The 23,654-nt window shown below is 69.7% G+C and carries 21 protein-coding genes; 7 read left to right on the top strand and 14 right to left on the bottom strand.

Going from position 1 to position 23,654, the window contains the following annotated elements; translation table 11 throughout:
* Nucleotide 1: 1 nt before the first annotated feature.
* Together F8M74_RS05230 and F8M74_RS05235 are read left to right on the top strand one after the other, a co-directional pair.
* Nucleotides 2-1,744 (top strand): DUF6311 domain-containing protein, encoded by a 1,743-nt coding sequence (locus F8M74_RS05230; RefSeq protein ID WP_216620707.1) that lies wholly within the window; start codon nucleotides 2-4, stop codon nucleotides 1,742-1,744.
* Between the two features lie 58 nt (nucleotides 1,745-1,802).
* Nucleotides 1,803-3,191 (top strand): ATP-binding protein, encoded by a 1,389-nt coding sequence (locus F8M74_RS05235; protein ID WP_141253402.1) that lies wholly within the window; start codon nucleotides 1,803-1,805, stop codon nucleotides 3,189-3,191.
* Nucleotides 3,192-3,279: 88 nt separating this feature from the next.
* On the opposite strand, the gene larC is transcribed toward F8M74_RS05235, so the two are convergent.
* The 9 genes from larC to thiL all read right to left on the bottom strand — a co-directional run bounded on the left by larC (nucleotide 3,280) and on the right by thiL (nucleotide 12,265).
* The gene (gene larC, locus F8M74_RS05240; RefSeq protein WP_171410509.1) at nucleotides 3,280-4,452 is read right to left on the bottom strand and encodes a nickel pincer cofactor biosynthesis protein LarC; all 1,173 of its coding nucleotides are present in this window, start codon (nucleotides 4,450-4,452) and stop codon (nucleotides 3,280-3,282) included.
* Between the two features lie 5 nt (nucleotides 4,453-4,457).
* Entirely contained in the window at nucleotides 4,458-5,210 is a 753-nt protein-coding gene (gene larB, locus F8M74_RS05245; protein WP_090488050.1) for a nickel pincer cofactor biosynthesis protein LarB, read from the bottom strand.
* Between the two features lie 25 nt (nucleotides 5,211-5,235).
* Nucleotides 5,236-5,838 (bottom strand): chemotaxis protein CheC, encoded by a 603-nt coding sequence (locus tag F8M74_RS05250; RefSeq protein ID WP_141253404.1) that lies wholly within the window; start codon nucleotides 5,836-5,838, stop codon nucleotides 5,236-5,238.
* Entirely contained in the window at nucleotides 5,835-8,204 is a 2,370-nt protein-coding gene (locus F8M74_RS05255; protein ID WP_141253405.1) for a chemotaxis protein CheA, read from the bottom strand. The genes F8M74_RS05250 and F8M74_RS05255 overlap by 4 nt, the downstream gene beginning before the upstream one ends.
* A gap of 53 nt (nucleotides 8,205-8,257) precedes the next feature.
* A complete protein-coding gene (locus F8M74_RS05260; RefSeq protein WP_011556618.1) occupies nucleotides 8,258-8,626 on the bottom strand; it encodes a response regulator in 369 nt (122 codons plus the stop codon).
* 70 nt (nucleotides 8,627-8,696) lie between these two features.
* The gene (locus F8M74_RS05265; protein ID WP_011556619.1) at nucleotides 8,697-9,119 is read right to left on the bottom strand and encodes a chemotaxis protein CheW; all 423 of its coding nucleotides are present in this window, start codon (nucleotides 9,117-9,119) and stop codon (nucleotides 8,697-8,699) included.
* 43 nt (nucleotides 9,120-9,162) lie between these two features.
* Entirely contained in the window at nucleotides 9,163-9,879 is a 717-nt protein-coding gene (locus F8M74_RS05270; protein ID WP_141279526.1) for an MmcQ/YjbR family DNA-binding protein, read from the bottom strand.
* Nucleotides 9,876-11,261: a methyl-accepting chemotaxis protein gene (locus F8M74_RS05275; protein ID WP_141259163.1), complete on the bottom strand. Its 1,386-nt coding sequence runs from the start codon at nucleotides 11,259-11,261 to the stop codon at nucleotides 9,876-9,878. The genes F8M74_RS05270 and F8M74_RS05275 overlap by 4 nt, the downstream gene beginning before the upstream one ends.
* Nucleotides 11,262-11,317: 56 nt before the next feature.
* The gene (gene thiL / locus F8M74_RS05280; RefSeq protein ID WP_140795602.1) at nucleotides 11,318-12,265 is read right to left on the bottom strand and encodes a thiamine-phosphate kinase; all 948 of its coding nucleotides are present in this window, start codon (nucleotides 12,263-12,265) and stop codon (nucleotides 11,318-11,320) included.
* A 129-nt stretch (nucleotides 12,266-12,394) separates the two neighbouring features.
* Here thiL and F8M74_RS05285 point away from each other — a divergent pair, with 129 nt between their 5' ends.
* Nucleotides 12,395-13,924 (top strand): hypothetical protein, encoded by a 1,530-nt coding sequence (locus tag F8M74_RS05285; protein ID WP_141255110.1) that lies wholly within the window; start codon nucleotides 12,395-12,397, stop codon nucleotides 13,922-13,924.
* Between the two features lie 24 nt (nucleotides 13,925-13,948).
* Here the strand turns inward: F8M74_RS05285 and F8M74_RS05290 are convergent, their stop codons facing one another.
* From F8M74_RS05290 to F8M74_RS05310, 5 genes are all read right to left on the bottom strand, one after another.
* Nucleotides 13,949-15,346: a di-heme oxidoredictase family protein gene (locus tag F8M74_RS05290; protein ID WP_141255109.1), complete on the bottom strand. Its 1,398-nt coding sequence runs from the start codon at nucleotides 15,344-15,346 to the stop codon at nucleotides 13,949-13,951.
* 96 nt (nucleotides 15,347-15,442) lie between these two features.
* Nucleotides 15,443-16,273, bottom strand: a complete 831-nt coding sequence (locus F8M74_RS05295; RefSeq protein ID WP_228559312.1) for a hypothetical protein — start codon at nucleotides 16,271-16,273, stop codon at nucleotides 15,443-15,445.
* 143 nt (nucleotides 16,274-16,416) lie between these two features.
* Nucleotides 16,417-17,004 (bottom strand): NYN domain-containing protein, encoded by a 588-nt coding sequence (locus F8M74_RS05300; RefSeq protein ID WP_141255107.1) that lies wholly within the window; start codon nucleotides 17,002-17,004, stop codon nucleotides 16,417-16,419.
* 70 nt (nucleotides 17,005-17,074) lie between these two features.
* Nucleotides 17,075-18,583: an ATP-binding protein gene (locus tag F8M74_RS05305; protein WP_141255106.1), complete on the bottom strand. Its 1,509-nt coding sequence runs from the start codon at nucleotides 18,581-18,583 to the stop codon at nucleotides 17,075-17,077.
* Nucleotides 18,580-19,299 (bottom strand): ATP/GTP-binding protein, encoded by a 720-nt coding sequence (locus F8M74_RS05310; protein WP_141255105.1) that lies wholly within the window; start codon nucleotides 19,297-19,299, stop codon nucleotides 18,580-18,582. Before F8M74_RS05310 ends, F8M74_RS05305 begins: the two co-directional genes overlap by 4 nt.
* Before the next feature lie 289 nt (nucleotides 19,300-19,588).
* On the opposite strand from F8M74_RS05310, the gene F8M74_RS05315 reads away from it, so the two are divergent.
* The 4 genes from F8M74_RS05315 to F8M74_RS05330 all read left to right on the top strand — a co-directional run bounded on the left by F8M74_RS05315 (nucleotide 19,589) and on the right by F8M74_RS05330 (nucleotide 23,648).
* Nucleotides 19,589-20,125, top strand: coding sequence for an N-acetyltransferase (locus F8M74_RS05315; RefSeq protein ID WP_141255104.1), 537 nt, complete (start codon nucleotides 19,589-19,591; stop codon nucleotides 20,123-20,125).
* Between the two features lie 252 nt (nucleotides 20,126-20,377).
* Nucleotides 20,378-22,111 (top strand): type IV pilus twitching motility protein PilT, encoded by a 1,734-nt coding sequence (locus F8M74_RS05320; protein WP_141255103.1) that lies wholly within the window; start codon nucleotides 20,378-20,380, stop codon nucleotides 22,109-22,111.
* Between the two features lies 1 nt (nucleotide 22,112).
* A complete protein-coding gene (locus tag F8M74_RS05325; RefSeq protein ID WP_141255102.1) occupies nucleotides 22,113-23,222 on the top strand; it encodes a type IV pilus twitching motility protein PilT in 1,110 nt (369 codons plus the stop codon).
* A gap of 36 nt (nucleotides 23,223-23,258) precedes the next feature.
* On the top strand, nucleotides 23,259-23,648 hold the full coding sequence (locus F8M74_RS05330; protein ID WP_141255101.1) for a VOC family protein: 390 nt from the start codon (nucleotides 23,259-23,261) through the stop codon (nucleotides 23,646-23,648).
* Nucleotides 23,649-23,654 lie beyond the last annotated feature (6 nt).

Raw genomic sequence — 23,654 nt, forward strand, 5'->3', positions numbered from 1 at the left:
CATGACGATCCCGAGTCCACCGGCGTCGAGGGAATCCGCTTCACCGGCGCTCGCCCCGACTCCGCCCGCCCCCACCTTTGCGCCTTCTCCTTCACCCGCGAGTCGGTGGGCGCCCTGGGGCGCCGCGCTGGGTGGACTGGCGTGGTTCCTCTGGCTCGGCGGTGGCCGGGCGATTCCGCCCACGCGCATCGACTGGATGATACGCGAGGACTGGGCGGCCTCCGGTTTCGGCTGGCTGTTCTACCGAAACGCACCCTGGGGCCTGCCGCTCACGAGCTCGCCCAACCAGCTCTTCCCGCATGGAACCTCCGTGGCGCTCACGGACGGCAATCCCCTGCTGGCAGTGCTGTTCAAGCCCTTCAACGCGCTGCTGCCCGCTGACTTCCAGTACCACGGCCTCTGGCTGGCGCTGGGTTTCGCGCTCATGGGCTGGTTCGGCGCGAAGCTGGTGTCCGTCGTTTCGTCCCGCCCCACGCATCAGTTGCAGGGCGGTCTGCTGCTGGCCCTGGCTCCGCCCATGGCGGCGCGGCTGGGGCATCTGACGCTGTGCTCGCACTGGCTGCTGGTGGCCATGATGTGGCTACACCTGCGCGACACACCGGACGCCCACGCGGCGAAGCGGAGCCTCCTGTGGGCCGCCGCGTTGAACGCCGTGGGCGCGGGCACGCATCCGTACCTGGTGGCCATGCTCGCGCCGCTGGCCATGGCGCTGACCGTGCGACTCGCCCTGGGCCGCGTCATCAGTTGGGGACGCGCACTGCTGGCCTCGGTGGGCATCGTCGTGCTGGACATGCTCATCTTCGCCCTCTTCGGCTACTTCGTCGGCAGCAACCTGGGCGCGGAAGGCTTCGGCCAGTTCTCCGCCGACCTGACCACGCTGTTCAATCCCACGGACTGGTCGCGGCTGCTGCCCTCACTGCCCGTGGCGCGGCGGCAGGGCGAAGGCTTCGGCTATGTGGGCGCGGGGGCGCTGCTGCTCGTGGTGCTCTCCGTCGTGGGCGCGGCGCTCCGCTTTCGCACCCTGAGGGACCTGCCCTGGCGGCGGGGACTGCCCTTCGCGGTGGCGGTGCTGCTGCTGGCCGTCTACGCGCTGTCGTCTCGGGTGACGTGGACGGGCCGGCTGGTGGTGGACCTTGGAGGGCTGTACGAGCCCTTCTCGCGGCTGACGTCCGCGTTCCGCGCGTCCGGGCGATTCATCTGGCCGCTGTGCTACGCGGTGATGGGCGGCGCCCTCCTCCTGTGGCTGCGACAGTGGCGAGAACGCGCGTGGGTGGGGACGGCGGTGCTCGCGCTGGTGGTCGCCGTACAGGCCTACGACGTGCGCCAGGACAAGAGCGAGCTGCGCCGGCGACCGGAAGGCTTCCGTCGGCTTCAGGCCCCGGAGTGGGCGGAGCTGAAGGGCCACTACCAGCACCTGGCGCTCTTCCCGCCGCAGGTGCAGTGGGTGTGCCCCTACAACGAGCCGCTGGTCAACGCGACGGGGTACATGGCCTACCGGCTGGGCCTCACCTTCAACAGCGGCTACGTCACCCGGACCCCACCGTCGATCGCGGAGGAGTGCAACGCCACCATGCGCCCTGGCGGCGTGGACGGGGACACGGTGTACGTCGTGGTGCGTCAGCAGGTGGGCGCCTTCCTCCGAGCGGGCGCGCGCTGCGGGATGCTGGAGGGGTTGCCGGTGTGCGTGGCCGGGCAGCGGAACGACGCCTTTGCGCAGGCGTTGACGCGGCAACCCTTGCGATAGCGCGGGGTTCCGCCGAATCCGATGGACTCCCTGGCGGGGACAGGCAGCATCCCGGCGTATGGGAAGTGACGACATCGTCGCGGCGTTGCGCCAGGTTCCGCTGTTCGCCCAGCTCACCGGAGAACAGCTCCGCTGGATGGCGGACCATGGCCGTCAACTCCACTTCCCGGCTGGCACTCGCATCGCTGAGCAAGGCGCCGCCGCGGATGGCCTGTCCGTCATCATGGAGGGCCACACGCAGTGGAGCCGCCGCACCGGCACGGAGAGCGTGCCCACGTTCACGCTGGAGGCCGGCGACCTCTTCGGCGAGCTCATCCTCTTCCTGAACGCGCCCTACCCCCACAGCGGCGACGCGGTGACGGACGTGCGCCTGTTCCGGATGGAGCCGGCCACCTTCTGGGAGCTGCTGCGGCTGGCGCCCGGGCTCAGCCGGGGACTGATGGAGCTGGCCTCGCAGCGCTCCCAGCAGCAGGCGCAAGACGTCCGTCCCCAGGTGGAGCTGCTCCCCGTGGGACGCATGGCGGCCGAACTGGGCGCCGAGCTGGGCAGCCCTGCCGCGGCGGCCCGGCGGAGCGCGACGCGGCTGGGCGAGCTGATGGCCACGGTGTCCGCGCGCGCCTTGGCCCTGGGCGACCACGGCCTGTCCCTGCCCCAGCGCAGCGTCCTGCTGGCGCTGCCTCGGGAAGCGGCGGAACGCGGGCGGACCTCTCCGCCGCTGGAGCCCCTGGCCCGCGCCGAGCGCGAGGAAGCGCTGGGCTCCTGGTTGGAGGCGCGCGGCGTGGCGGATGCGTGGGAGGCCGCGCCCGCGCTGGTGGCCTCCGGACTGGACGTCGCGTGGCTGGAGTCGGTGGCGACGCGCGTGGGCGGGGCGCTGCTGGGCGACGTGCTCGCGTGGCTGGTGGTGGCGGTGAACTGTGACGTGCTCATGGCGGAGGTGGCGCGAGGAACGGCGCGCGTGTCCGCGCTGGTCGAAGGCGTGAAGGCCTATGCCTTCATGGACCCGGTGCCGCGTGAGGACGTGGACGTCCACGAAGGACTGGAGCACGCGCTGGCGGTGCTGGGCCACCGGCTGCGCGGAGAGCACCTCACGGTGGAGCGTGAGTACGACCCGCGCCTGCCCCGGCTGAAGGCGGAAGGCGTCGCGCTCGACGAGCTGTGGACGCAGCTGGTGCTCAATGCGCTGGAGGCGCTGGGCGAGCGCGGAGGCCGCGTGCGACTGCGCACCTGGAAGGATGCCGCGCACGTGGTCGTCGAGGTCTCCGACGACGGGCCGGGCATTCCCAAGGACTTGCTGCCGCGCATCTTCGAGCCCTTCTTCAGCACGAAGCCCCATGCGGCGGGCATGGGCCTGGACGTCTGCCGGCGCATCGTCGAGCGCCATGGCGGCGACCTGTGCGTGCGCGCCGAGCAGAGCGGCACCTGCATCCAGGTGCGCTTGCCGGCGTAGCCACCGCGGTCAGGGCACCCGCGCCCGGGACTTCATCGCCCCCTGACGAAGCTGTCCGCGAAGCCTTCGGAGATGGAACCCACGGCGCTCAGTCCTTGGGGCCGAGCGCCGCCACCGCCGCGGCCATCACCTGCTTCACGGGGACGCCCGCGGCCTCCGCCACCTGGCGGCAGTCCTCGAACTCCGGGTGGGCGTTGAGCACCGCGCCTTGGCGCAGCCCGCGCTTCACGCGGACCTTGCCCCACGGCGTCTCCACCTCCACCCAGTCACGCTCCAGCGCCTGACGCTCCACGCGGTGGTAGCGCACACCCAGCGTGGTGGACTCGCGCAGCACCACGTCCACGATGGCTTCGCGCGTGCCGCCCTCCACCAGCGCGCTCAGCAGGTGCCCCGGCCGGCTCTTCTTCATCACCACCGGCGTCACCCACGCGTCCAGCGCGCCCACCGCGAGCAACCGCTCCAGCAGGTGCCCCAGCAGCTGCGGCGTGGCGTCGTCCAGGTTGGCCTCCACCACCCAGAGCCCTTCGTTGCTGGCCTGCTCCAGGCGGCCCAGCGACGCGCGCAGCACGTTGGGCCGGTCCTTGAAGTCCTTCGTTCCGACGCCGTAGCCCACCTTCTCCACGATGAAGTCCGGCGGATGGCCGATGTGCGCCAGCACCTTGAGCAGCGCCGCGCCCGTGGGCGTCGTCAGCTCACCCACGCCTTCGAAGCGCACGGGCACGTCACGCAACAACTCCAGCGTCGCGGGCACGGGAATGGGCATGGCGCCATGGGCCACGCGGATGGTGCCGCTGCCCAGCGGCGGCGGCGCCGCATGGACCTCCGGGTTGCCCAGCAGCTCCAGCACCACCGCCGCGCCACAGATGTCGACGATGGAGTCCACCGCGCCCACTTCATGGAAGTGGATGTCGTCGATGGACACGCCGTGGACCTTCGCCTCCGCCTCGCCGATGGCGCGGAACACCGCCAGCGCCCGCTCCTTCGCGCGCGGGGGCAGCGTGTCCGCCTCCTCGATGAGGCGCCGGATGTCCGCGTAGGCGCGGTGCGGATGGGCCTCGCGCTCATCCAGCACGACGTCCAGGTGCGTGCCGCTGATGGCGTGGCGCACCGCGCGGCTCACCGCCAGCTTCCAGCCCGGGACGCGCAGGCCCGACAGCGCGCGCTCCAGCTCCGCCGGGGCAATGCCCAGGTCCAGGCCCGCCGCCAGGAACATGTCCCCGGCGATGCCACCCACCGGCTCCAGGTAGAGGATGCGTCGCATGGTGCTCACCTGCGTCCCTTCGTGCGGGAGATGAGGGCGGCGTAGAAGCCACCGCCAAATCCGTTGTCGATGTTCACCGTGGCCACGTTGGAGGCGCACGAGTTCACCATGGCCAGCAGCGCGGACACGCCCTTGAAGTTGGCGCCGTAGCCCACCGACGTGGGCACCGCGACCACGGGAATACCCACCAGTCCGCCCAGCGCGCTGGCCAACGCGCCCTCCATGCCCGCCACCACCACGGCGGCATGGCACTCCTGGATTTCCTCACGGCGCCGCAGCAGCCGGTGGATGCCGGCCACGCCCACGTCGTAGACGCGCCGCACCTCCGCGCCCATGGCCTCGGCCGTCGTGGCCGCCTCTTCCGCCACGGGGATGTCGCTGGTGCCCGCCGTCACCACGGCCACGCGGCCCGCGCGCACCTTGCCCTGCTTGAGATGGAAGATGCGCGCCACCGGGTGGTACTCGCCCTTGGGGAAGCGCGCCACCAGCGCCTCCGCCTTGTCCGGCTGGAGCCGCGTCACCAGCACCGTCTGCTTGCGCTCCACCAACGCCCCGACGATGCCCAGCAGCTGCTCCACCGTCTTGGGCTCACCCAGCACCACCTCCGGGAAGCCGAAACGCAGGTTGCGGTGCGTGTCGAGCGTCGCGTACCCCAGCTCCGCGAAGGGCAGGTCCTTCAACTTGCCCACCGCGTCGTCCACGGAGACGCGGCCGGACTTCACGCTGCCCAGGAGCTGTTTCAGCGCCTTCTCATCCATGGGCGCCCGTCTAGCTCGAAACGGGCTACACGCCCAGCCGCGCCAGCAGGTCGCGGATGCTGTCCCGCGCCAGCACCAGCACCAGCTGTCCACCCACCGGCGGCGCCGCGGTCGCGAGGAAGCGGGCCTCCAGCACCACCACGCTGCTGGCGTCGCCCTCCACCTGCCCCACCGCGTCGGACACCACGTCCCGCGCGCGGCCTCGCCGCACCGTGGGCACCGTGGGCACCAACTTCCAGCCCGTCAGCCGGCCCATGGCGGACAGGCAGGCACTGGCGACGATGTTCGCCGTCTCCGCCACCACGCTGTCCCGTTCGGTCTGATGAATCGCGGGCTGTCCCTCCAGGAGCAGCGCTTCCAGCGCGGCGCCGTCCTGCTGGGGCAGCACCAGCAACAGGGCACCCCGCAGCCCGCCCTGGATACCGAGCCACCCCGACACCACCGGCGCGGCTCCGCCCAGAAGCTCGGCGGCGTCGGAGGGGCCTGTCAGCAGCACGCGGGGAATGGAGAGGTCCACCTTGCGTCCCCCCATCAACCGGGAGAGCGCATTGGCCGCGTGGCCACAACCAATGTTGGCCACCTCGCGCAGTGCGTCGAGTTGCGCGTCGCTGTGCAGGGGCTGGCTCACGCGGACAGTAACCTCGGCACGTCCAGGATGAACACCGGACGCCCACTTCCCAGAATGGTGACGCCGGACAGGCCGGGCAGCAAGTCCAGGGGCCGCGACAGCGGCTTGAGCACCACTTCCTCCTGTCCCAACAGGCGGTCCACCGCCAGGGCCACCCGGCCGGAATCCCCGTCCATCACCACGAAAGGCCGGGCTCCCTGCCTCCGGGGGGCAGGTACGCCCACCAGCGCATCCAACGAATGGACCGGCAGCAGCGAATTACCATGGGGCAGCAGGGCCGTCTCGCGACTGCGGCTGAGTGACTCCCCGTCCGCCTCCGTCGCACCCACCACCTTGGCGATGGGCAGGCCGAAGACCTCCTCGCCCACCTCCACCAGCAGCAGGTGCACCACCGCGACCGTCAGTGGAAGTCGCAGGGTGAAGCGGGTGCCCCGGCCTCGCTCGCTGTCGATTTCGAGCGTGCCTCCGACGTTCTCCACCACGCGCTTCACCGCGTCCATGCCCACACCGCGGCCGGAGATGTCGGTGATGTCCTTGGCGGTGGAGACGCCCGGAAGGCACGACAGCATGAAGGCCTCGCGGTCCGTCAGGCGCGCCGCGGCCTCCGCCGAGAGCAGGCCTCGCGACACCGCGGCGTTCTTCAGCTTCGCGGGGTCCATGCCGCGGCCGTCGTCCTCCAGCTCGATGATGACGCGGTCCCTGGCGCGCTTCACCGCCACCAGCACCCGGCCCCGTGGGCCCTTCTTCGCGGCGGCGCGATCCTCGGGCGCCTCCAGGCCGTGGTCGATGCAGTTGCGCAGCAGGTGGAGCAGCGGGTCCGACAACTCCTCGAGGATGGCCCGGTCGAGTTCGATTTCCGCGCCGGTGATGACCAGGTCGACCTCGCGCTCCTTGCGGCGGGCGATGTCTCGCGCCGCCCGGGGCAGCCGGTCGGTGATGAGGGACAGCGGCGTCATGCGCGCCGTCATCACCTTGTCGTGCAGGTCCTTCACCAACGTGTGCAGCCGGTAGACGCCCTCTTCCAGCGCGGGGCGCGTGTTCTCCGGCAGCACCTTGCCCACCTCGCGCAGACGGGCCGTGGCAAGCATCAGCTCACCCACGGTGTCGAGGAAGTAGTCGAGGAGCTCCGTGCGCACGCGCACCGTGCGCGACGCCGTGTCCGAGGGCGCGCGGGCGCCGTCGGGGACAGGCACCAGGGTGGGCTGCACCACGGGCGCGGCCACCGCGGGCTTCACCGAGATGACCTCCACCTCGGCCACATTCTTCAGCGCCGCGTGGATGCCCGCTTCGCCCGCCGGGGTCTCCAGCTCCACTTGGATGTTGCCGTCTGGGATGCGGCCGGCCTTCAGCTCCTCCAGCGCGGGCCGGAGGTCCACCAGCGTGCCCAGGTTGGTGAGGCGCTTGTGGACGAGGAAGGCGCGCACGCCGGGCACCTGACAGGTGGGCGCGATGCGCAGCCGCACCGCCCAGCGCTGGGCCAGCGTGTCCGGGAGCGGCGCGCTGGCCGCGGCCTTCAGGGAGTTGGCCAGGTCGGGCGTTGGGGCCGCGGTTCCGGCGTCGGCTCCGGGCCCGTCCGAGGCCCGGCGCGCGGACAGCGGCACCACCACGCCTCCGGTGGCTCCGTCCGGGGATACTGGGGCGCTGGTGCCGTGCGCTCCATTCGGCGCGCTGGAGGTGGCGGAGGTGCCGGACCCGCCGTTCATCAGATTGGGACTGGCCGGGCCGGAGGTTCCCGCCGAGCCAGGGCTGGCACCGACACCTGTGGGGCCCGAGCCGCCGCCAGCTCCGCCCGCAGTGCCCGAGCCGCCGCCAGCTCCGCCCGCAGTGCCCGAGCCGCCGCCAGCTCCGCCCCCCGTGCCCGAGCCATCCGAGCCAGGCCCGGAGCCTCCGCCAGGGCCATCCGAGCCCGTGCCATCCGAGCCTCCGCCCTCCGGCTTCAGCGCCGTCACCTTCGCGACGCGCGTGGCGGCCGGGGCGTGGCCCGTCATGGTGGTGACGCGCTGGCCGAGCTGCGTCAGGAGCGCCGCGGAATCATCCGGCTGCTTGCCCTCCGCCACCGCGCGCACCTGCGCGAGCATGGTGTCGGCGGCGGTGAGCAGCAGGTCCACCAGGTCGCGGTCCAGGCGGCCGCGGTCCTGACGGACGGCGTCCACGAGGTCCTCTACGCGGTGCGCCACGATGGCGATGGGCTCGAAGCCCATGGACGACGCCATGCCCTTGACCGAGTGGGCATGGCGGAACATCGAATCCACCGCGCTGGACGAGCCCTCGCGCTCGAGCTCCACGAGGTCACGCCCGAGCGCCTCCAGGTGGTCGGTCGCCTCGGAGATGAAGAGCCCGAGGTAGCGGGACATGTCCATCGTCATGGACCCGGCCTCGTGTCAGGAAGGGTGGACAGCCCGCGCCAGGGCGCAGCCGCTCACGTCTCGCCCAGGACCTTCTTCACCACGGCCAGCACGTCCTCGGCCCGGAACGGCTTGACGATGAAGTCCGAGGCGCCCGCCTCGATGGCCTCCATCACCAGGCTCTCCTGCCCGAGCGCGGAGCACATGATGACCACCGCGCTGCTGTCTGCCTTGATGATCTCTCGCGTGGCCTCGATGCCGCTCTTGAAGGGCATGACGATGTCCATCGTCGTGAGGTCGGGCTTGAGCTCCTTGTACTTCTCCACGGCCTCCAGGCCGTTGGCCGCCTCACCGACGACCTCGAACCCCCCAGACGCAAAGATGTCCTTGATCATGTTGCGCATGAAGATGGCATCGTCGACGACCAGGACCCGCTTAGCCATGTGAAGAACTCCGCCTCCGAATCACCTAGAGGAGCGCGGACACTAGCATCCGCGCTTTCCAGGGGGCTACTCACTTGGAATGGGTGAACAAGGCAACCACCGCGGCGTCCAACCCTTCTGGGTCCAGGACAGTCACTCCCAGGCCACCCAGCCTGGCGACGCCCCGGATGGCAGGCGTCATCTTTCCTGGCGCCGTGCTCACCCGCTCCACCGCTTCGATGCCGTCTACGTCTGTTACCAACAGTCCCAGGTCTCTCCGCCCGCGGTCCAGTAGAACCACCCGTCCGGGCGGGGTAGGACCTTCAGGAAGACTCAGAAGCTGCCGCAGCTCTACCACTGTCACGACCCTGCCGCGCAGATTCATTACGCCTGTAATGGCCAGTGGCGCACGCGGCACACGGGTGAAGCGCTCGGGAGGCACGACGACCTCTCGCACCGCCGAGAGCGGCAGCCCGTAACGCTCCTTCTCCACCCGGAAGATGACGTGCCGCACAGGAGTAACGTTCTATCCACTCTGGAATGACCGGCCCGATTCGCTACCGCTTCGACCGGGACGAACCCGCCGCGCCCCGCTTCACCGTGGACGTCTGCTTCACGCCGGCCCGCGCGGTGGGACCTTCGCGCGCCGAGGCCGGCTTCGCCACGGATTTCTTCCCGCCCGCCGCCGCCTTGCCCGGTGCGGGCTTCTTTCCGGCCGCTGGCGTCAGCGCCACACCCCGCTTCGCCGCCACACCCCGCTTCGCCGCCCCGCCCTTCCCTGCACCGGCCCCCGGCTTCGCCGCCGCAGACTTCCTTGCAGGGGCCGCGGGCTTCGCCGCCGAGGGCGTCTTCCGAGCCGCCGACTTCGCCTTCGGAGCCTGCGCCGCGCCCGGAGCCATCAGCGCCTTGAGCACCTTCTGCGGCGCCACGGCGCGGAAGCTCTCATGAATCCACTGGGCCAGCAGCCCGATGGGGACCTCGCTGCCCGGCTTGAAGCGGGAGGACACCCAGCCGCTCTTGCCCAGGCCGTAGCCGGTGGGCGCGGTGAAGGGCAGCGTGAGCGCGGCCTCGTTGGACTCCGGGAGCTTGGTGGTGACACCCAGCCCATCGTTGTCCAGCACGAGGATGGCGAACATCTTCCCCTTCACCTTGGCCGTGCGGTGGCCCCAGGGGAACTCCTCGGTGACCTCGGGGAGCGCGAGCATCACCTCGCGCAGATGGTCCTCCGCGGCCTTCAGCTTCGCGTCGACGTTGTCCGAGGGCGTCTGGCTCATGAGCCCAGGCGGAAGCTGCGCACGACGCTCTGCAGCTCGACGGAGAGGTTGGTCAGCTCACTGGCCAGCGACGTCATGCGGGACACGGCGGCGGTCTGCTCCTGGATGACGGCCTGGATGGCCTCGGTGGAGGAGGCGTTGTTGCGCGCCACCAGCTTGATTTCCTCGATGGCCGTCACCATCTCCTCGCTGCCCTTGAGCTGCTCGCGGGCGCTATCGGAGATGAGGTGCACCTTCTCGGAGCCCTTGCGGATGGTGTCGGTGATGGCGCCCATGGAGCGCACGATGTTGGTCAGGTCCTCGCGGCCCTCGGCCAGCTCCGCGATGCCTTCCTTCATGGCGCTCACGACGGAAGTGGACTGCCCGGAAATGTCACGCGCCAGCTTGGAGATCTGCTCGGCGGAGCGGCCCGCGCTCTCGGCCAGCTTGCGCACTTCATCGGCCACCACCGCGAAGCCGCGGCCGTACTCACCCGCGCGCGCCGCCTCGATGGTCGCGTTGAGCGCCAGCAGGTTCGTCTGCTGCGCCACCTGCGTAATCGCGTCGACGATCTTCGAGATTTCCTGCGTCTTCTCGCCGAAGGCGAACACCTGCTGGCTGGCGGACTCGATGCGGTTGAAGACCTTCTTCACCTTATCGCCGGCCAGCCGCGCCGCCTTGGAGCCGTCCTCGGCCGCGCTGCTCGTCTCCGCCGTCGTCCGCGCCGCGTCCTCGGCGCTGGCCGTGGTGCGCTGGATGCTACCGGCCATCTCGGTGATGACCTTGGACGCCTTCGACACCAGCTGTGACTGGGACTCGGCGCCGCCAGCAATCTTCTCCATCGACGAGCCCACCTCCTCGGTGGAGCCGTTGACGTTCTCCGCCGAGCGCTGGAGGTCGATGGCCGTGTCGGCCACGCTCTTGGCCGTCTCTTGAATCTTGCCCACCAGCTCGCGCAGGTTCTCCTGCATGCGGGTGATGGCGCCCGTCAGCTCGTCAATCTCGTCGCGCTTGCTGCCGCCCTCGGCGGCCACCGGCTTGGACAGGTCGCCCTGCGAGATTTCGTACGCGGAGCGGCTGAGCACCTTCACGCGGGTGACGCGCGCGAGCCACGAAGGCAGCAGCGCGGCGGCGGCCCCGGTGATGATGATGGCGACGCCAATGCGCACGGCGTCCTTCCCCCCGGCGCTGAGTGAAGGGAAGACGAAGCTGATGAGGCCGTCCGACGCGTACATCCACCCCGTCAGCGCCAGCCCCATCAAGACGTAGCCGTTGAGAATCTTCCGGTGAAGGGAGACCTCGCGGGTCGCGCGAGGTCCGTCCACGGCGCGCAGCAGTCGCTGCAGGGGCTCGCGGCGGGGAGTGTGTCCGGGGACTGTGTCGTCGCGGAGGGGACGGCGCACGGGTTGCTTTCGGGGGATGAGAAGCGTCTCGGGTTTAGCCTTGCTGCTCCGCAGGGTCAATCCATCGCCCGAGGTCGGAAGTGATCGAACCCCTCTGGCGGTGGGAGAACGCGGCCTGTCCTGTCCCGGCCCACCCACCCGCGCCCCTCTGTGAAGTGGCCGATGCGGGTGATGGCGTGCCCTCCTGTAGCGCACGCGCGCTCGAATGCCCGGCTGCGTCCCGGGGGAACGGCCAGCAGCAATTCATAGTCCTCGCCCCCCGCCAGCGCGCCTTCGGGCCCCAGGGCCTTGCGCACCGCGGCCGACAGCGGCAGCCGCTCCACCTCCAACTCCGCGCGCACGCCCGAGGCGGTGCAGAGATGACCCAGGTCTTGTGCAAGCCCGTCGGAAACATCCAGCGCGGCGGATGCATGGCGCGCGGCGAGCAGACCTAGCGCCACGCGAGGCTCGGGGCGGCGCTGGCGGCGCACGGCGGCGCCCCGGCGCAGCCCCGCACGCAGGTGCTCCAGGCCCAGGCGCGCATCACCCAGCGTGCCGGAGACATAGAGGAGGTCCCCGGGTCTGGCCCCCGCGCGGGTGAGGGGCGCGCGTGACAGCTCGCCCGCGGCGGTGATGGTGACGGACAGCTCGCGCGCGGAGGTGAAGTTGCCACCCACCAGCGCAATCCGGTGCGCGGCGGCCAGCGCGGCCATGCCTCGCGCCAGCCCCGTGAGCTCCCGCAGGGGATAGTCCTTCGGCAGCGCGAGCGCGCAGACGAACCAGCGCGGCGTGGCCCCCATGGACGCCAGGTCCGACAGGTTCACCGCCAGCGCCTTGTGGCCGATGTCCGCGGGGGAGAACGCGGCGCGCGTGAAGTGCACGTCCTCCACCACCGCGTCCGTGGTGACGCACTGCGCGCCACGTGAGGGGGGCAGCACCGCGCAGTCGTCCCCGGGCCCCACGGGCACACGCGCGGCCGGGAAGTGCGCAAGGAACCGGCGGATGAAATCGAACTCACCAGACATGGACGCACACGTAAGACCAGACGGCGTGTCAGGGCAACGACACTTTTTGGCACCTTGGGCAGACGCAACATTTTCCCACCAATCCAAGACAACATAAAGATTGGGTCTTCCATCTCCTGGGGGGATTTCATGTCGAAGATTGGCGAGCGGCTGCCTTTCGTTTCCACGTCCAAAACCCAGACGAGCCCCACGGGCAATAAGGACGTCAGCCCCCAGCAGTGGGTGGACCTGCTCGGCTCCGTGCTTCCAACGCAGAGCGTGACGAAAGCGGCTCCCGCGAGCACCTTCGCCGCCCAGGCCCCGGGGACCTCGGGCACCCCGCAGCCTCCCTTCGGCAAGGAGATTCTCCCCTCCGCCCTGGGCCCGCTCAGGGATGAGCGCCTGGCGGAATGCGTTGCCGCAGCATACCGGAATGTCTTCGAAGGCGACCGCTGGCCGAGTGGTCCCGAGCGCTCCAAGTGGCTGGACTTCGCACGGGAGCTCCGCAAAAAGAAACCCGAAATCACCGCCGAGGAGGTCCGCTACGCCATCCAAGACAAGCTGCGATTGGAGCGGGACGGACTGGACGCCCATTCGCAGGCGAACACCGACAGGTTCATCTCCGAGGCCATCGCGTGGGTCAGCCAGTGCTACGACGACAAGGCGCCTCCCCCCACGGAGGCGGACATGCAGCACTGGCGCGCCTTCGCCGCCGACTTGATGAGCAAGAATCCGAAGACGACCCCGGAGGAGCTCAAGTACGCCATCATCGACGCCGTCCGGGCGAAGGTGCTGGGGACGGACGCGGTGACGCCGGAGAACATCGACAAGTTCATCCAGGACGCCGTCAAGTGGGTCACCCAGTGCTACGAGGACAAGGAGCGCGAGGCCACGCCCGCGGAGCTGAAGGAGTGGCGCGCCTTCGCCCAGGAGCAGTTGAAGAAGGACCCGGAAATCTCGCCGGAGCATCTCAAGTACGCCATCACCGACGCCATGCGCGCGAAGATGACGGGGACCGGTGAGGCGACGCCGCTGAACATCGACAAGTTCATCGAGGACGGCGTCAAGTGGGTCACCCAGTGCTACGAGGGCCAGGAGCGCAAGCCCACCGCCGAGGAACTGGCGCACTGGCGCGACTTCGCCCGGAAGCACCAGATGGCGAACCCGGACATCACGCCGGAGGCGCTCAAGTTCGCCATCCAGGACGCCATCCGCGTGAAGGCGACGGGCATGGACGGCACGGGCAGCACCAACATCGACAAGTTCATCCAGGACGCCGTCAAGTGGGTGTCGCTCTGCTACGAGGGGCAAGAGCGCGACGCCACGCCCGAGGAGATGCAGCGCTGGCGCGCCTTCGCCAACGAGAAGAAGAAGGAGAACAAGGACATCTCCCCGGAGGAGCTCAAGTTCGCCATCCAGGACGCGATGCGCAACGAGAAGATGGGGACGGACGCTCCCGCCAGCAATCGCATCGAAGACCACATCCGGGCGGCCTACGGCTGGCTCATCTACCTCAACCAGGCCGGGCCCACGCAGCCGTCGAGCGAGCCGACTCTCAACGAGCTGCACGAATGGAAGAAGTTCGCCGAAAAGAAGTTGAAGGAGACGCCTGAGATGACGAGCGAGGAGCTCCGGTACTACATCCTGGACAGCCTCCGCACCGCCATGGCCAACAGCTGACGGTGACGCCCCCTGCGCTCGCGTTCAGAGCGAGCGCAGGAAGGCCACCAATGCCTCACGCTCCGCCTTGCTCAAGGCCTTGAAGCGCTCGCGGGCGCGAGCGCCTTCGCCGCCGTGCCAGAGAATGGCCTCCTCGAAGCTGCGCGCGCGCCCGTCGTGGAGCATCCGCACCTGACGGTTCACCGTCTCCAGCAGCCCCAGTCCCCACAAGGGCGGCGTCCTCCACTCGGTGCCGCTCGCTTCTCCGTCCGGGCGGCCGTCCGCCAACTCCGGCCCCATGTCGTGCAGCAGCAGGTCCGTGTACGGACGGATGCGTTGGTTGGACAGCTCGGGGACGTCCTCGACCGTGCCCGTGGTGAACTCCCGCTGGTGGCACGCCGCACAGCCCGCCTGCTGGAAGAGGACCTGTCCCTTCATCACGGTGGGCTCCAACACGTCGCGCCGCGCGGGCACGCCGATGAGCCGCAGGTACAGCGTCGTCCGCTCCAGGACGTGGCGCGATAGCGCGGGGGCCTTGGCGGCCACTCGCGTCATGCAGCCTTCCTGCTTCGCCGTGCAGTTGCTCTCCGGATAGAGCGGTGACGTCAGTCCCAGGTCCTCGGAGAAGGCGCTGGCGACCTGTTGCTCCAGCGTGGGCTGATTGGCCTTCCACCCGAAGCGGCCCAGCTCCGCCTTGCCGGAGTGGACGCTGACCATGCGGTTCGGACGGCCGGAGACGCCGTCCCCATCGCGGTCATCCGCATCCGCCAGGGCGTGGATGGCTTCATCCGGAATGGCCGCCAGCAGCCCCAGGCCGAAGAGCTGGGAGGGGATGCGCGGCGAGAGCATCACCCCGGGAGCCAGCTTCCCATAGCCCAGTTGGTTGATGCGGTAGCGCGGCTGGCGCAGCGTGTACGGCGTCCCGTCCGCGTACGTCCCCTTCACGTCCGTATAGGTGACCTGGACCGTGCCCTCAGCCGGGACGTCCGCGGTCCCACGGTCATTGAGCTGCACGCCGTAGACGGGCTCGTGATGCCCCGCGGGCGCGTCCTTCGCGGGCACGCTCAACCGGACGAGCAGCGGCGCCTCCGGCCCCACGTCGGGCAGCGGGCGGCCCCGGCCATCCTTGAAGTGACACGAACCACACCCGGCGGCGTTCGTCAGCGGGCCCGCCAGCCCTTCTTCATGCGCGGCCCAGTCCCGCATGAACAGCACCTTGCCTTCGCGCATCTGGTACCAGCGCGTGGGCGCCAGGTTTCCCAGCGCGCGGCCATAGGCATTGTGCGAGGCGTCAAACACCGTGGTGCCGCCTCCCGCCAGGGCCTCGTCGTCCGGGCGCCCGGGCACCTCCGAGACGGCCGCGCCCGGCGCGGGTGCGGCGTTCTCCTGCCTGGGAGCTCCCGCCGTGAGCAGCAGGGCCGTCAACCACCACGATGCCTTCATGGGACGCTCTTCGGAGAGAGGATTTGGAACGGGAAAGACAACGGCCCGGAGCGGGCGTCCCCCCCGCGCCCGCTCCAGGCCGAAACGACGCGATGACTACTTGCCGGCGGGGACGAGGGACTCGCCGGTGATGACCGTCGAGCGCGCGGTGGTCTGCACGTCGATGCGGTTGAAGTTGAGGTACGGGTAGTTGGACGGGCCCGAAATCTCCTCCTGCAGCACGATCTGGTCAGCCCGGACCGTCTGGCCGTTCGGCAGCCGGACCCCCGGCTCCGCGACGGTGTACTGCCACAGGCAGGCGCTGCTGAGCTGAGCGCTCGCGAAGCCTACGGTGAGGGAGCACGGCGTGTTGCAGTAGTTGCAGTTGGAGTAGCCGTTCGCGTAGCAGGCCGACTCACACTGAGCATACGTCTGGGTGCGCGGGCGGCAGTTCGGCGTCCAGCCCGGGTTGGGGAGCATCATGCCCACGGCGCCCGTGTCACCGCTGCGGATACCACCCACGGCGGCCTGGAGCCGGCCGTTGTAGTACGCGAGCACGGAGTAGGTGGTCGCGTCACCGGAGCCGGTGAACGTCGCGGAGTACGAGGTGGACTCCCGCGACGAGTTGACGGTGGACGTGCTGACCGGCACATCCTCGGCGTAGGCGGTGAAGAAGTTGCGCTGCGCGCCGTCCGACTGGGTCTCCGCCGTCCAGGCCGCCGCGGGCGGCGTGTGGATGGCGACGCCGCCCTTACCGGACGGCTCCTTCTCCTGGCTGTCGATGCGAACGCCCTTCTCCGAACCACTCACCTTGACGGCACCAAGGCCACAGTGCTGGAGCCCCTGGAACTCCACACAGTTCTCAGCGGCGTGGGCCTGGCTGAGCGGAAGAGCGAGCGAGAAGACGGCGGCCCAGAGGGCGGTTCCAACGCGACGAGACGAACGCATGAAGACTCCTGATGACCCAGGGGGAATCCCTGAGCTCAGGAGAAGCAAGTTCAAGCGTCATGCCATGTTTTACCGCACTCTCAGAATACACTGGGCTGTGACAGGAATCTCCACAGCCCAGGCGGGTCTTGTGACTGCCTTTGCTACAAGAACAGACCCGGGTCGAACTCGTCCACGTTGACAGGGAGCATGCGCGGCAGGGGCCGGTTGAACACCTTGGCGTTCAACTCCAAATCCAGAATCTTGAGCCCGGAGGGGACGAGCTCCCGGAAGCGCTGACTGATGTATTCACGCAGGCCGAGCACGGCCACCTGGCGCTTCTCCTCCAGCATGGGCTTGAGCGCGTCCGCGAAGTCCGCGCCGTCATGGCTGGCGAGCACCACCGCCGCGCCGGGGCGCTGGGTGCGGATGTTCTCCAGCAGCTTCAGGATGCCCAGGTCCACCACCTTCTGGTCGGGGCGGCCGTAGAGCAGGGCCACGTCGCAGCCGGCGGACTTGAGCGCGCGCACGAAGCCAATCATGACGTCCGGCAACTGCTCTCCGCGGGCGTTGAGCACCACCACGCAGCGCACGGGCGCCGGGAAGTTCGTCTCACAGAAGGACACGAGCCGGTCGAACTGGACGCGGTCCTGGGACTCGGGCTTGCGCCCCACCACGTTGGACACAGCCCAGTCGATGTTCTCTGCGTCGATGAGTACGTAGGAGGCGGCGGGGGGGCGTCCGGAGAGCATGCGCGCGAGAATACGCGGGAGCCCTTCCGGCCGGGGAACTCAGTTCAGTCCCCCGGTGCGTCAGGTCGCGTCAGAAGCGGTCGTGCCCGCTGGACGACGGCGTGGGCGCCAGCGCGGAGAAGCCGCCGTGCTCCGACAGCGGCGGCTGGAGCGGCAGCACCACGGTGAAGCGGGAGCCCCGGCCGAACTCGCTCTCCACGGACACGCGGCCACCGTGGCCTTCCACCAGGCTCTTCACGATGGCCAGTCCCAGCCCCGCACCGCCGTGCTCGCGCGTGGAGCTGCCGTCCACCTGGTAGAAGCTCTGGAAGATGTTCTCGAACTGGTCCTCGCGGATGCCCATGCCGGTGTCTTCCACGCTCACGCGGTAGCCCGGCGCGGCCAGCTCATTCTGCGCGGTGGCCTCCGACATCACCACCGACACCCGGCCCCCGGACGAGGTGAATTTCACCGCGTTGGCGAGCAGGTTCACCACCACCTGGCGCAGCTTGTCCGCGTCCGCGGCCAGGCGCGGCTGAGGCAACGGAGGCATGCGCACCTCCAGCTCCACGCCCTTGCGCTGCGCCTGGGGCGCCACGCTGGACACCGCCGTCTGGATGACGCTGCCCAGGTCCACCGGGCCCATCACCAGACGCAGCCGTCCGGCTTCAATCTGGCTCAGGTCCAGGATGGAGGAGATGAGGTTGAGCAACGACTCGCCCTTCTCCACGATGGTGCGCACGTAGAGCAGCTGCTCCGGATTGAGCGCGCCGGCCAGACCCTCGGCGAGCATCTCCGAGTAGCCGATGATGGAAGCCAGCGGCGTGCGCAGCTCGTGGCTCACCGTGCCCAGGAAGGTGGACTTCAGCCGGTCCAGCTCCTTCAGGCGGATGTTGGCCTGCGCCAACCGGGCGTTGTTTGCCTCCAAATCCCGGTGCGTCTCCAGCATCGCCTCGATGTGGAGCTGCGTCGTCAGGAAGGCGCGCTGCCCGCTGGCCACCAGCGCGGCGAGCACCTGCCCGAAGTGCACCAGCACCTGCGCGGCGGTGCGCTCGGGCACGCGCCGCACGCGGGCCACCAGTTCGTGCGCGCGCGACAGGTCCACCCCGGAGATGTCCGTCAGCGACGGCGGGAAGTCCGCCAGTTCCTCCGGCGTGAAGGGGCCCAGGATGACGCGGCCCAGCTTGTCGCCCTCCCAGCACACCGGCATCACCAGGTAGCGCAGGCCGGTGAAGCACGGCAGCGCGATGATGCCCGCCGCCTCCGCGCCATCACCGCGCGCGGGCCAGGCGCCCTGCACCGGGGCCACCGGTCCGTCCTTCACGCGAGCCACCGTGGCGGTGCAGCGCGAGCGGCCCTCCGGGAAGCCGAACACGTACGAGCAGAAGTCGCCGTGGCCCACCTTCACGTCGGCCAGCTTGTCGCCCGCGGTGTCCAACACCTTGATGCCCACGCGGTACAGCTCGCTGAAGCTCCGCACCACCTCCACGAAGGAGGGCAGGTCCAGCATGTCCGCCAGCGACAGCCTTCGCTGGAGCACTGACTCACGGCGCGACGCGCCCACGCCGTCCGACGCCCCGTTGCCCGACGCGCCGTTCATCGCCCGTCTCCGTTGCGCGCTTCACCCGACGCGCGCTCGTACATGGAGGCCAACGCCGTGCCCGTGAGGTCCATGCGCCGGAAGATCTGTCCCAGGAACTCCGCCTCCGTCAGGCCCAGGTTGCGCGCCAGATGGGCGCGCATGTCGAGCCGCCGGTAGGCGGCCTGCGCCACCGCGTGGAAGGTCTCCAGCACGCCTTCGCCCCGCAGCGCCACCGCGCCCACCACCGCCTCGCCGCCACGCTGGCGCGCCTCCTCGATTTCGGCATCCGTGCGCGCGTCCGGCAGGTCCTTCTTGTTGAACTGGATGACCACCGGGACCTGGCTGGGGTCCAGGTTGTTCTCCTTCATGTTCTCCTGGAGGTTGCGCCAGTAGGCGTTGTTGTCCGCCGTGGCGCCGCGGCGGCTGTCCGCGATGAAGACCACCGCGTCCGCGCCCTGCAGGACGATGCGCCGGGTGGCGTTGTGGATGACCTGGCCTGGCACGGTGAAGAGCTTCACCTTCACCTTGAAGCCGGAGGACGTGGAGAAGAAGACGGGCAGCAGGTCGAAGAAGAGCGTGCGGTCGTCGTGGGTCTCCACGGTCAGCAACCGTCCCCGCACCTCCGGGGACGCTTTCGCGTGGAGATGGCGCAGATTGGTCGTCTTCCCGCTGAGGCCGGGCCCGTAGTAGACGATCTTGAGCGTCAGCTCTCGCTGGGCGTGGTTGAGTTGCAAGGTGGGGCTCTGGCTGACGGTCGAACGGAGGAGTTTGACGCCTTCGCGCCCGACTGCGGGTTTTTATAGTGGGAAGCGGCCCGACACGGAAGGCCGGCAGGGTGCCAGGCGTGGAGGCGATGCTCATCCTTTGGAATGGGCTGAACGCATGGCCGGTTCGACGAAATCCGGCTCCTCACCAAGGAGAGGAGGGCCTCTCCTCACTTCATGGGACAATGTGCGCGGAATCACCGCGTGCACCGGTGCCGCCACAGCGGTTAGGATCGCAACTCGACGGAGGAGCAAGGCGATGACGATGAAGCAGGTGGACGCAGGCATGGAGGTGGCCCCAGCACCGATACTGGATGTGGCTGGCCTCCCCAACGACCTGATGGCGGCGGTGAAGTTCGGCCTGCCCACCGACGAGGACATGACGGCGGTGGCGGACCTGCGCGCCAGCTCTGAGCCCTGGAAGAGCCGGGGTGAGACGCAGGAGGACAGCCTCAAGGCCCTGACGCAACTCAAGCCCTTCATCCATGTGGCGAAGCTGCAAAGCCAGCTTGTCGGCTATGTCACGGTGGAGCGGGACGGCCCCGTTCCGGGCGCGGCGTACCTGCGCAACATCGTGGTGAAGCCCGAGCTGCGCCGCAAGGGCCTGGGCAACATCCTGCTGGAGCAGGCGCTGAAGGCGGCCCGGGACATGTACCGGAAGACCATCGCCCTGCGGGTGGACCCGTCCAACTCGCCCGCGGTGAGCTTCTACCGGAAGGAAGGCTTCACCACGGTGGCCACGGTGGTCTCCAAGAAGTCCGGGAAGCTTCGCCTCCTGATGTCCCGCGAGCTCTAGACTCCACGGGACGTATTGCCTCCGGGCGGGGGGCCCTCCTCCCGCCTGCTGCTCCGAGCGGGCCCCCTGGTGGGTCCCGGAGCTCCCTCCCCCGCATTCCAGGTGACAGTCTCCGTCAGGCGCGGACGATTTCCGTCTGTCCGGAAGCAGGCGGGCATTCCTGGGACAAGGGGTGGCCGCATTCCCCGCGATGTCGTTTATCCTGCGGTTCCCCCGCGCCCGCGCGCCGTCGCGGCTGAGCCGACATCCCGCATGAAATCGCTCGCAGAACTGTTGCGGCACCTGTCGCGTCCGGGTGTCACCGAGTTGACCCTGGCCACCGGCCGGCCGCCGATGATCCGCGGCGCCAATGGCTATGAGCCGGTGGACCCCACCACCGCCACGGCCGAGGACATCACTCGCGCCCTGCAGGCCATGGTGGGCGTGGCCCGAGCCTCCACCGTCACGGAGACGCCGGTCCAGTGGTCCGTCAACGCCACCGGCCTGGGCTCGCTGTCCATCGCCGCCATGCGGCGAGGGGACCTCATCCACCTGCGCCTCAGCCGGGCCGCCGACGCGGGGGCCGCCGCCCAGGCCGCCACCGCGCGTCCCGCGGCGCCTGCGCCCGCACAGCCCGCGCCCGCCGCGCGTCCCGCCGCCCCAGCGCCCGTGCAGGCCGCGGCACCGTCCTACCGGACGCCCGAGCCCTCCCCTGCTCCGGCATACCGCACGCCCGGGCCCGCTGCGTCGCAGCCCTACCGCACGCCCGAGCCCGCCGTGGCCCAGGCAGCCCGTGCGCCCGAGCCCGCGGCGGCCCGTCCGGTGGCCGCGCCGGCCCGGACCTTCACGGGCGCGGGGCGCGAGCTGGCCGTGTTGCTGGAGGAAGGCCGCCGGGGACTGGCCAGCGACGTGCACATCATCGCGGAGCGCCCGCCCCTCTTCCGCTTCGCGGGCGAGCTGACGGCGCAGGGCCCGGTGCTGGACGCGACGACGGTGGAGAAGCTGCTGCTGCCGGTGGTGCCGGAGCGGCTGCGGCCGGTGCTGGAGCGCGAGGGCAGCTGTGACTTCTCCCTGGAGACGCCGGAGATGGGGCGCTTCCGGGTCAATGTCAGCCGCCAGCGCACCGGCCTCAAGGGCACCTTCCGGCTGATTGCGCGGGAAGTGCCCACGCTGGAGTCGCTGGGCCTGCCCGCGGACATCGCCAAGGCCACGCACCACCACCAGGGACTCATCGTCATCACCGGCCCGTCCGGCCACGGGAAGACGAGCACGCTGGCGGCGCTCGTGGACCTCATCAACCGCGAGACGTCCCACCACGTGCTCACCGTGGAGGACCCGGTGGAGTTCGTCCACCCGCGCAAGCGCGCGCTCATCAGCCAGCGCGAGGTGGGCTCGCACACCAAGACGTTCGCCAGCGCGCTCAAGGGCAGCCTGCGCGAAGACCCGGACGTCATCGTGGTGGGCGAGCTGCGCGACACGGAGACGGTGCGCATGGCGCTGTCCGCCGCCGAGACGGGCCACCTGCTCATCAGCACCATGAACACGCCGAGCGCGGCGAAGACCATCGACCGGCTCATCGACCTCTTCCCGCCGGGGGACCAGCAGCAGGTGCGCCTGTCGCTGTCCAGCGGCCTGCGGCTCATCGTCAGCCAGCGGCTGATGCCGGGCGCGGACGGCAAGGGGCTGGTGGCCGCGGCGGAGGTGCTGCCGGGCTCGGTGTCGCTGGGCAACCTCATCCGCGACAACAAGACGTTCCAGATTCCCTCGCTCCAGCAGCGCGGCAAGAGCCTGGGCATCATCCGCTTCGAGGACTCGCTGGCGGACCTGGTGCGCGCCGGGAAGGTGAAGCTGGAGGTCGCCAAGGGCTTCGCGGACAACCCGGACGAGTTGGAGGCGGTGGTGACGGGCAAGCGGGCCGGCGCCACCGTGGCCGCGCCGGAGACGCAGCAGGATAGCGCGAGGCTGCTCAGCAAGATGGGCTCGCTGATGGGAAGGAAGGGCTCCTGAGATGACGACGCCCCGTCTGGCGGTCCTGTTCGATGCGCTGCTGGAGCAGAAGGGCAGCGACCTGCACCTGGGCGTCGGCTACCCGCCCATGGGCCGCATCCGCGGCGAGCTGGTGCCGCTGCGCGAGCAGCCCCTCACCGCGCCGGAGATGCAGGCGCTGCTCTTCGAAATCTGCTCGCAGGAGCAGCAGCGGCAGATTGTCGAGGACCTGGACCTGGACTTCGCCTACAGCTACGGGACGAAGGCCCGCTTCCGCGCCAACTACTTCAACAAGATGACGGGCCTGGCGGCCGTCTTCCGCACCATCCCCAGCAAGGTGCTGTCGCTGGAGGACCTGAAGACGCCGGAGGTGGTGCGCAAGCTGTCGGAGCGCCGCAGCGGGCTGGTGCTCGTCACTGGCCCCACGGGCAGCGGCAAGTCCACCACGCTGGCCGCGATGATCAACTACATCAACAAGACGCGGCCCGCGCACGTGCTCACCATCGAAGACCCGGTGGAGTTCGTGCACGAGTCCATGCGGGCGCAGGTGACGCACCGGGAAGTAGGCCCGCATGCGTCCAGCTTCGCCACCGCCATCCGTTCAGCGGGCCGCGAGGACCCCAACGTCATCCTCATTGGCGAGCTTCGCACCAACGAGACGATGAAGCTGGCGCTCCAGCTCGCGAGCTTCGGCGTGCTGGTGTTCGCCACGGTGCACACCAACAGCGCGCCGGCCACCATCGACCGCATCATCAACGCCTTCCCCGCGGACGAGCAGCAGCAGGTGCGCGGCATGCTGGCGGAGAGCCTGGCGGGCATCGTCGCCCAGCAGCTCATCAAGACGGCGGACGGCAAGGGCCGCGTGGCCGCGCTGGAAATCCTGGTGGGCGGGCCCGCCATCGCCTCCATGATTCGCGAGGGCAAGGTGTTCCAGATTGCCTCCAAGATGCAGGCGGGCCAGGGCCAGGGCATGCAGACACTGGACATGCACCTGGAGCGGCTGGTGAAGGACGACGTGATTACGCCCGAGGCCGCGCTGGAGAAGGCCCAGGACAAGGAGAACCTGGCCAAGGTCATCTCCCGCCTCAAGCCGGACTGGCAGGTGCCGGAGTCCCTGAAGTCACTGGGCTAGCGCGCCACGGGCATTTCGAAGGACAGGAGCACGGACATGAAGAAGCCAGCGGTAGGGAGCGTGGGTTGGATGGACCTCACGGTGAAGGACGCCGTGACGGTGAGGGACTTCTACAAGGACGTGGCGGGCTGGTCCGCCACCGGCCTGGACATGGGCGGCTACGAGGACTTCGTCATGATGCCCCCGGGCGGCGGCGAGACGCCCGTCGGCGGCATCTGCCACGCGCGCGGGCCGAACGAGGACCAGCCCACCGGCTGGATCCTCTACATCATCGTGGCGAACCTGGAGCACAGCCTGGAGCGCGTCACCGCGATGGGCGGCCGCGTGCGCGGGAAGATTCGTGGCGCCGGCCCCTCGGGCCGCTTCTGCCTCATCGAGGACCCGTCCGGCACGGTGTCCGCGCTCTTCGAGCAGGCAGGCGACTGACGGCTC

The organism is Myxococcus sp. CA023, from assembly GCF_010998615.1.
Taxonomy (GTDB): Bacteria; Myxococcota; Myxococcia; order Myxococcales; family Myxococcaceae; genus Myxococcus.

Bases quoted from the DNA above. Each gene is read 5' to 3' on its own strand.
- F8M74_RS05230 (WP_216620707.1), top strand. From the start codon at position 2: ATGACGATCCCGAGTCCACCGGCGTCGAGGGAATCCGCTTCACCGGCG.
- F8M74_RS05235 (WP_141253402.1), top strand. From the start codon at position 1,803: ATGGGAAGTGACGACATCGTCGCGGCGTTGCGCCAGGTTCCGCTGTTC.
- larC (WP_171410509.1), bottom strand. From the start codon at position 4,452: ATGCGACGCATCCTCTACCTGGAGCCGGTGGGTGGCATCGCCGGGGAC.
- larB (WP_090488050.1), bottom strand. From the start codon at position 5,210: ATGGATGAGAAGGCGCTGAAACAGCTCCTGGGCAGCGTGAAGTCCGGC.
- F8M74_RS05255 (WP_141253405.1), bottom strand. From the start codon at position 8,204: ATGACGATGGACATGTCCCGCTACCTCGGGCTCTTCATCTCCGAGGCG.
- F8M74_RS05260 (WP_011556618.1), bottom strand. From the start codon at position 8,626: ATGGCTAAGCGGGTCCTGGTCGTCGACGATGCCATCTTCATGCGCAAC.
- F8M74_RS05270 (WP_141279526.1), bottom strand. From the start codon at position 9,879: ATGAGCCAGACGCCCTCGGACAACGTCGACGCGAAGCTGAAGGCCGCG.
- thiL (WP_140795602.1), bottom strand. From the start codon at position 12,265: ATGTCTGGTGAGTTCGATTTCATCCGCCGGTTCCTTGCGCACTTCCCG.
- F8M74_RS05285 (WP_141255110.1), top strand. From the start codon at position 12,395: ATGTCGAAGATTGGCGAGCGGCTGCCTTTCGTTTCCACGTCCAAAACC.
- F8M74_RS05290 (WP_141255109.1), bottom strand. From the start codon at position 15,346: ATGAAGGCATCGTGGTGGTTGACGGCCCTGCTGCTCACGGCGGGAGCT.
- F8M74_RS05295 (WP_228559312.1), bottom strand. From the start codon at position 16,273: ATGCGTTCGTCTCGTCGCGTTGGAACCGCCCTCTGGGCCGCCGTCTTC.
- F8M74_RS05300 (WP_141255107.1), bottom strand. From the start codon at position 17,004: ATGCTCTCCGGACGCCCCCCCGCCGCCTCCTACGTACTCATCGACGCA.
- F8M74_RS05305 (WP_141255106.1), bottom strand. From the start codon at position 18,583: ATGAACGGCGCGTCGGGCAACGGGGCGTCGGACGGCGTGGGCGCGTCG.
- F8M74_RS05315 (WP_141255104.1), top strand. From the start codon at position 19,589: ATGACGATGAAGCAGGTGGACGCAGGCATGGAGGTGGCCCCAGCACCG.
- F8M74_RS05320 (WP_141255103.1), top strand. From the start codon at position 20,378: ATGAAATCGCTCGCAGAACTGTTGCGGCACCTGTCGCGTCCGGGTGTC.
- F8M74_RS05325 (WP_141255102.1), top strand. From the start codon at position 22,113: ATGACGACGCCCCGTCTGGCGGTCCTGTTCGATGCGCTGCTGGAGCAG.
- F8M74_RS05330 (WP_141255101.1), top strand. From the start codon at position 23,259: ATGAAGAAGCCAGCGGTAGGGAGCGTGGGTTGGATGGACCTCACGGTG.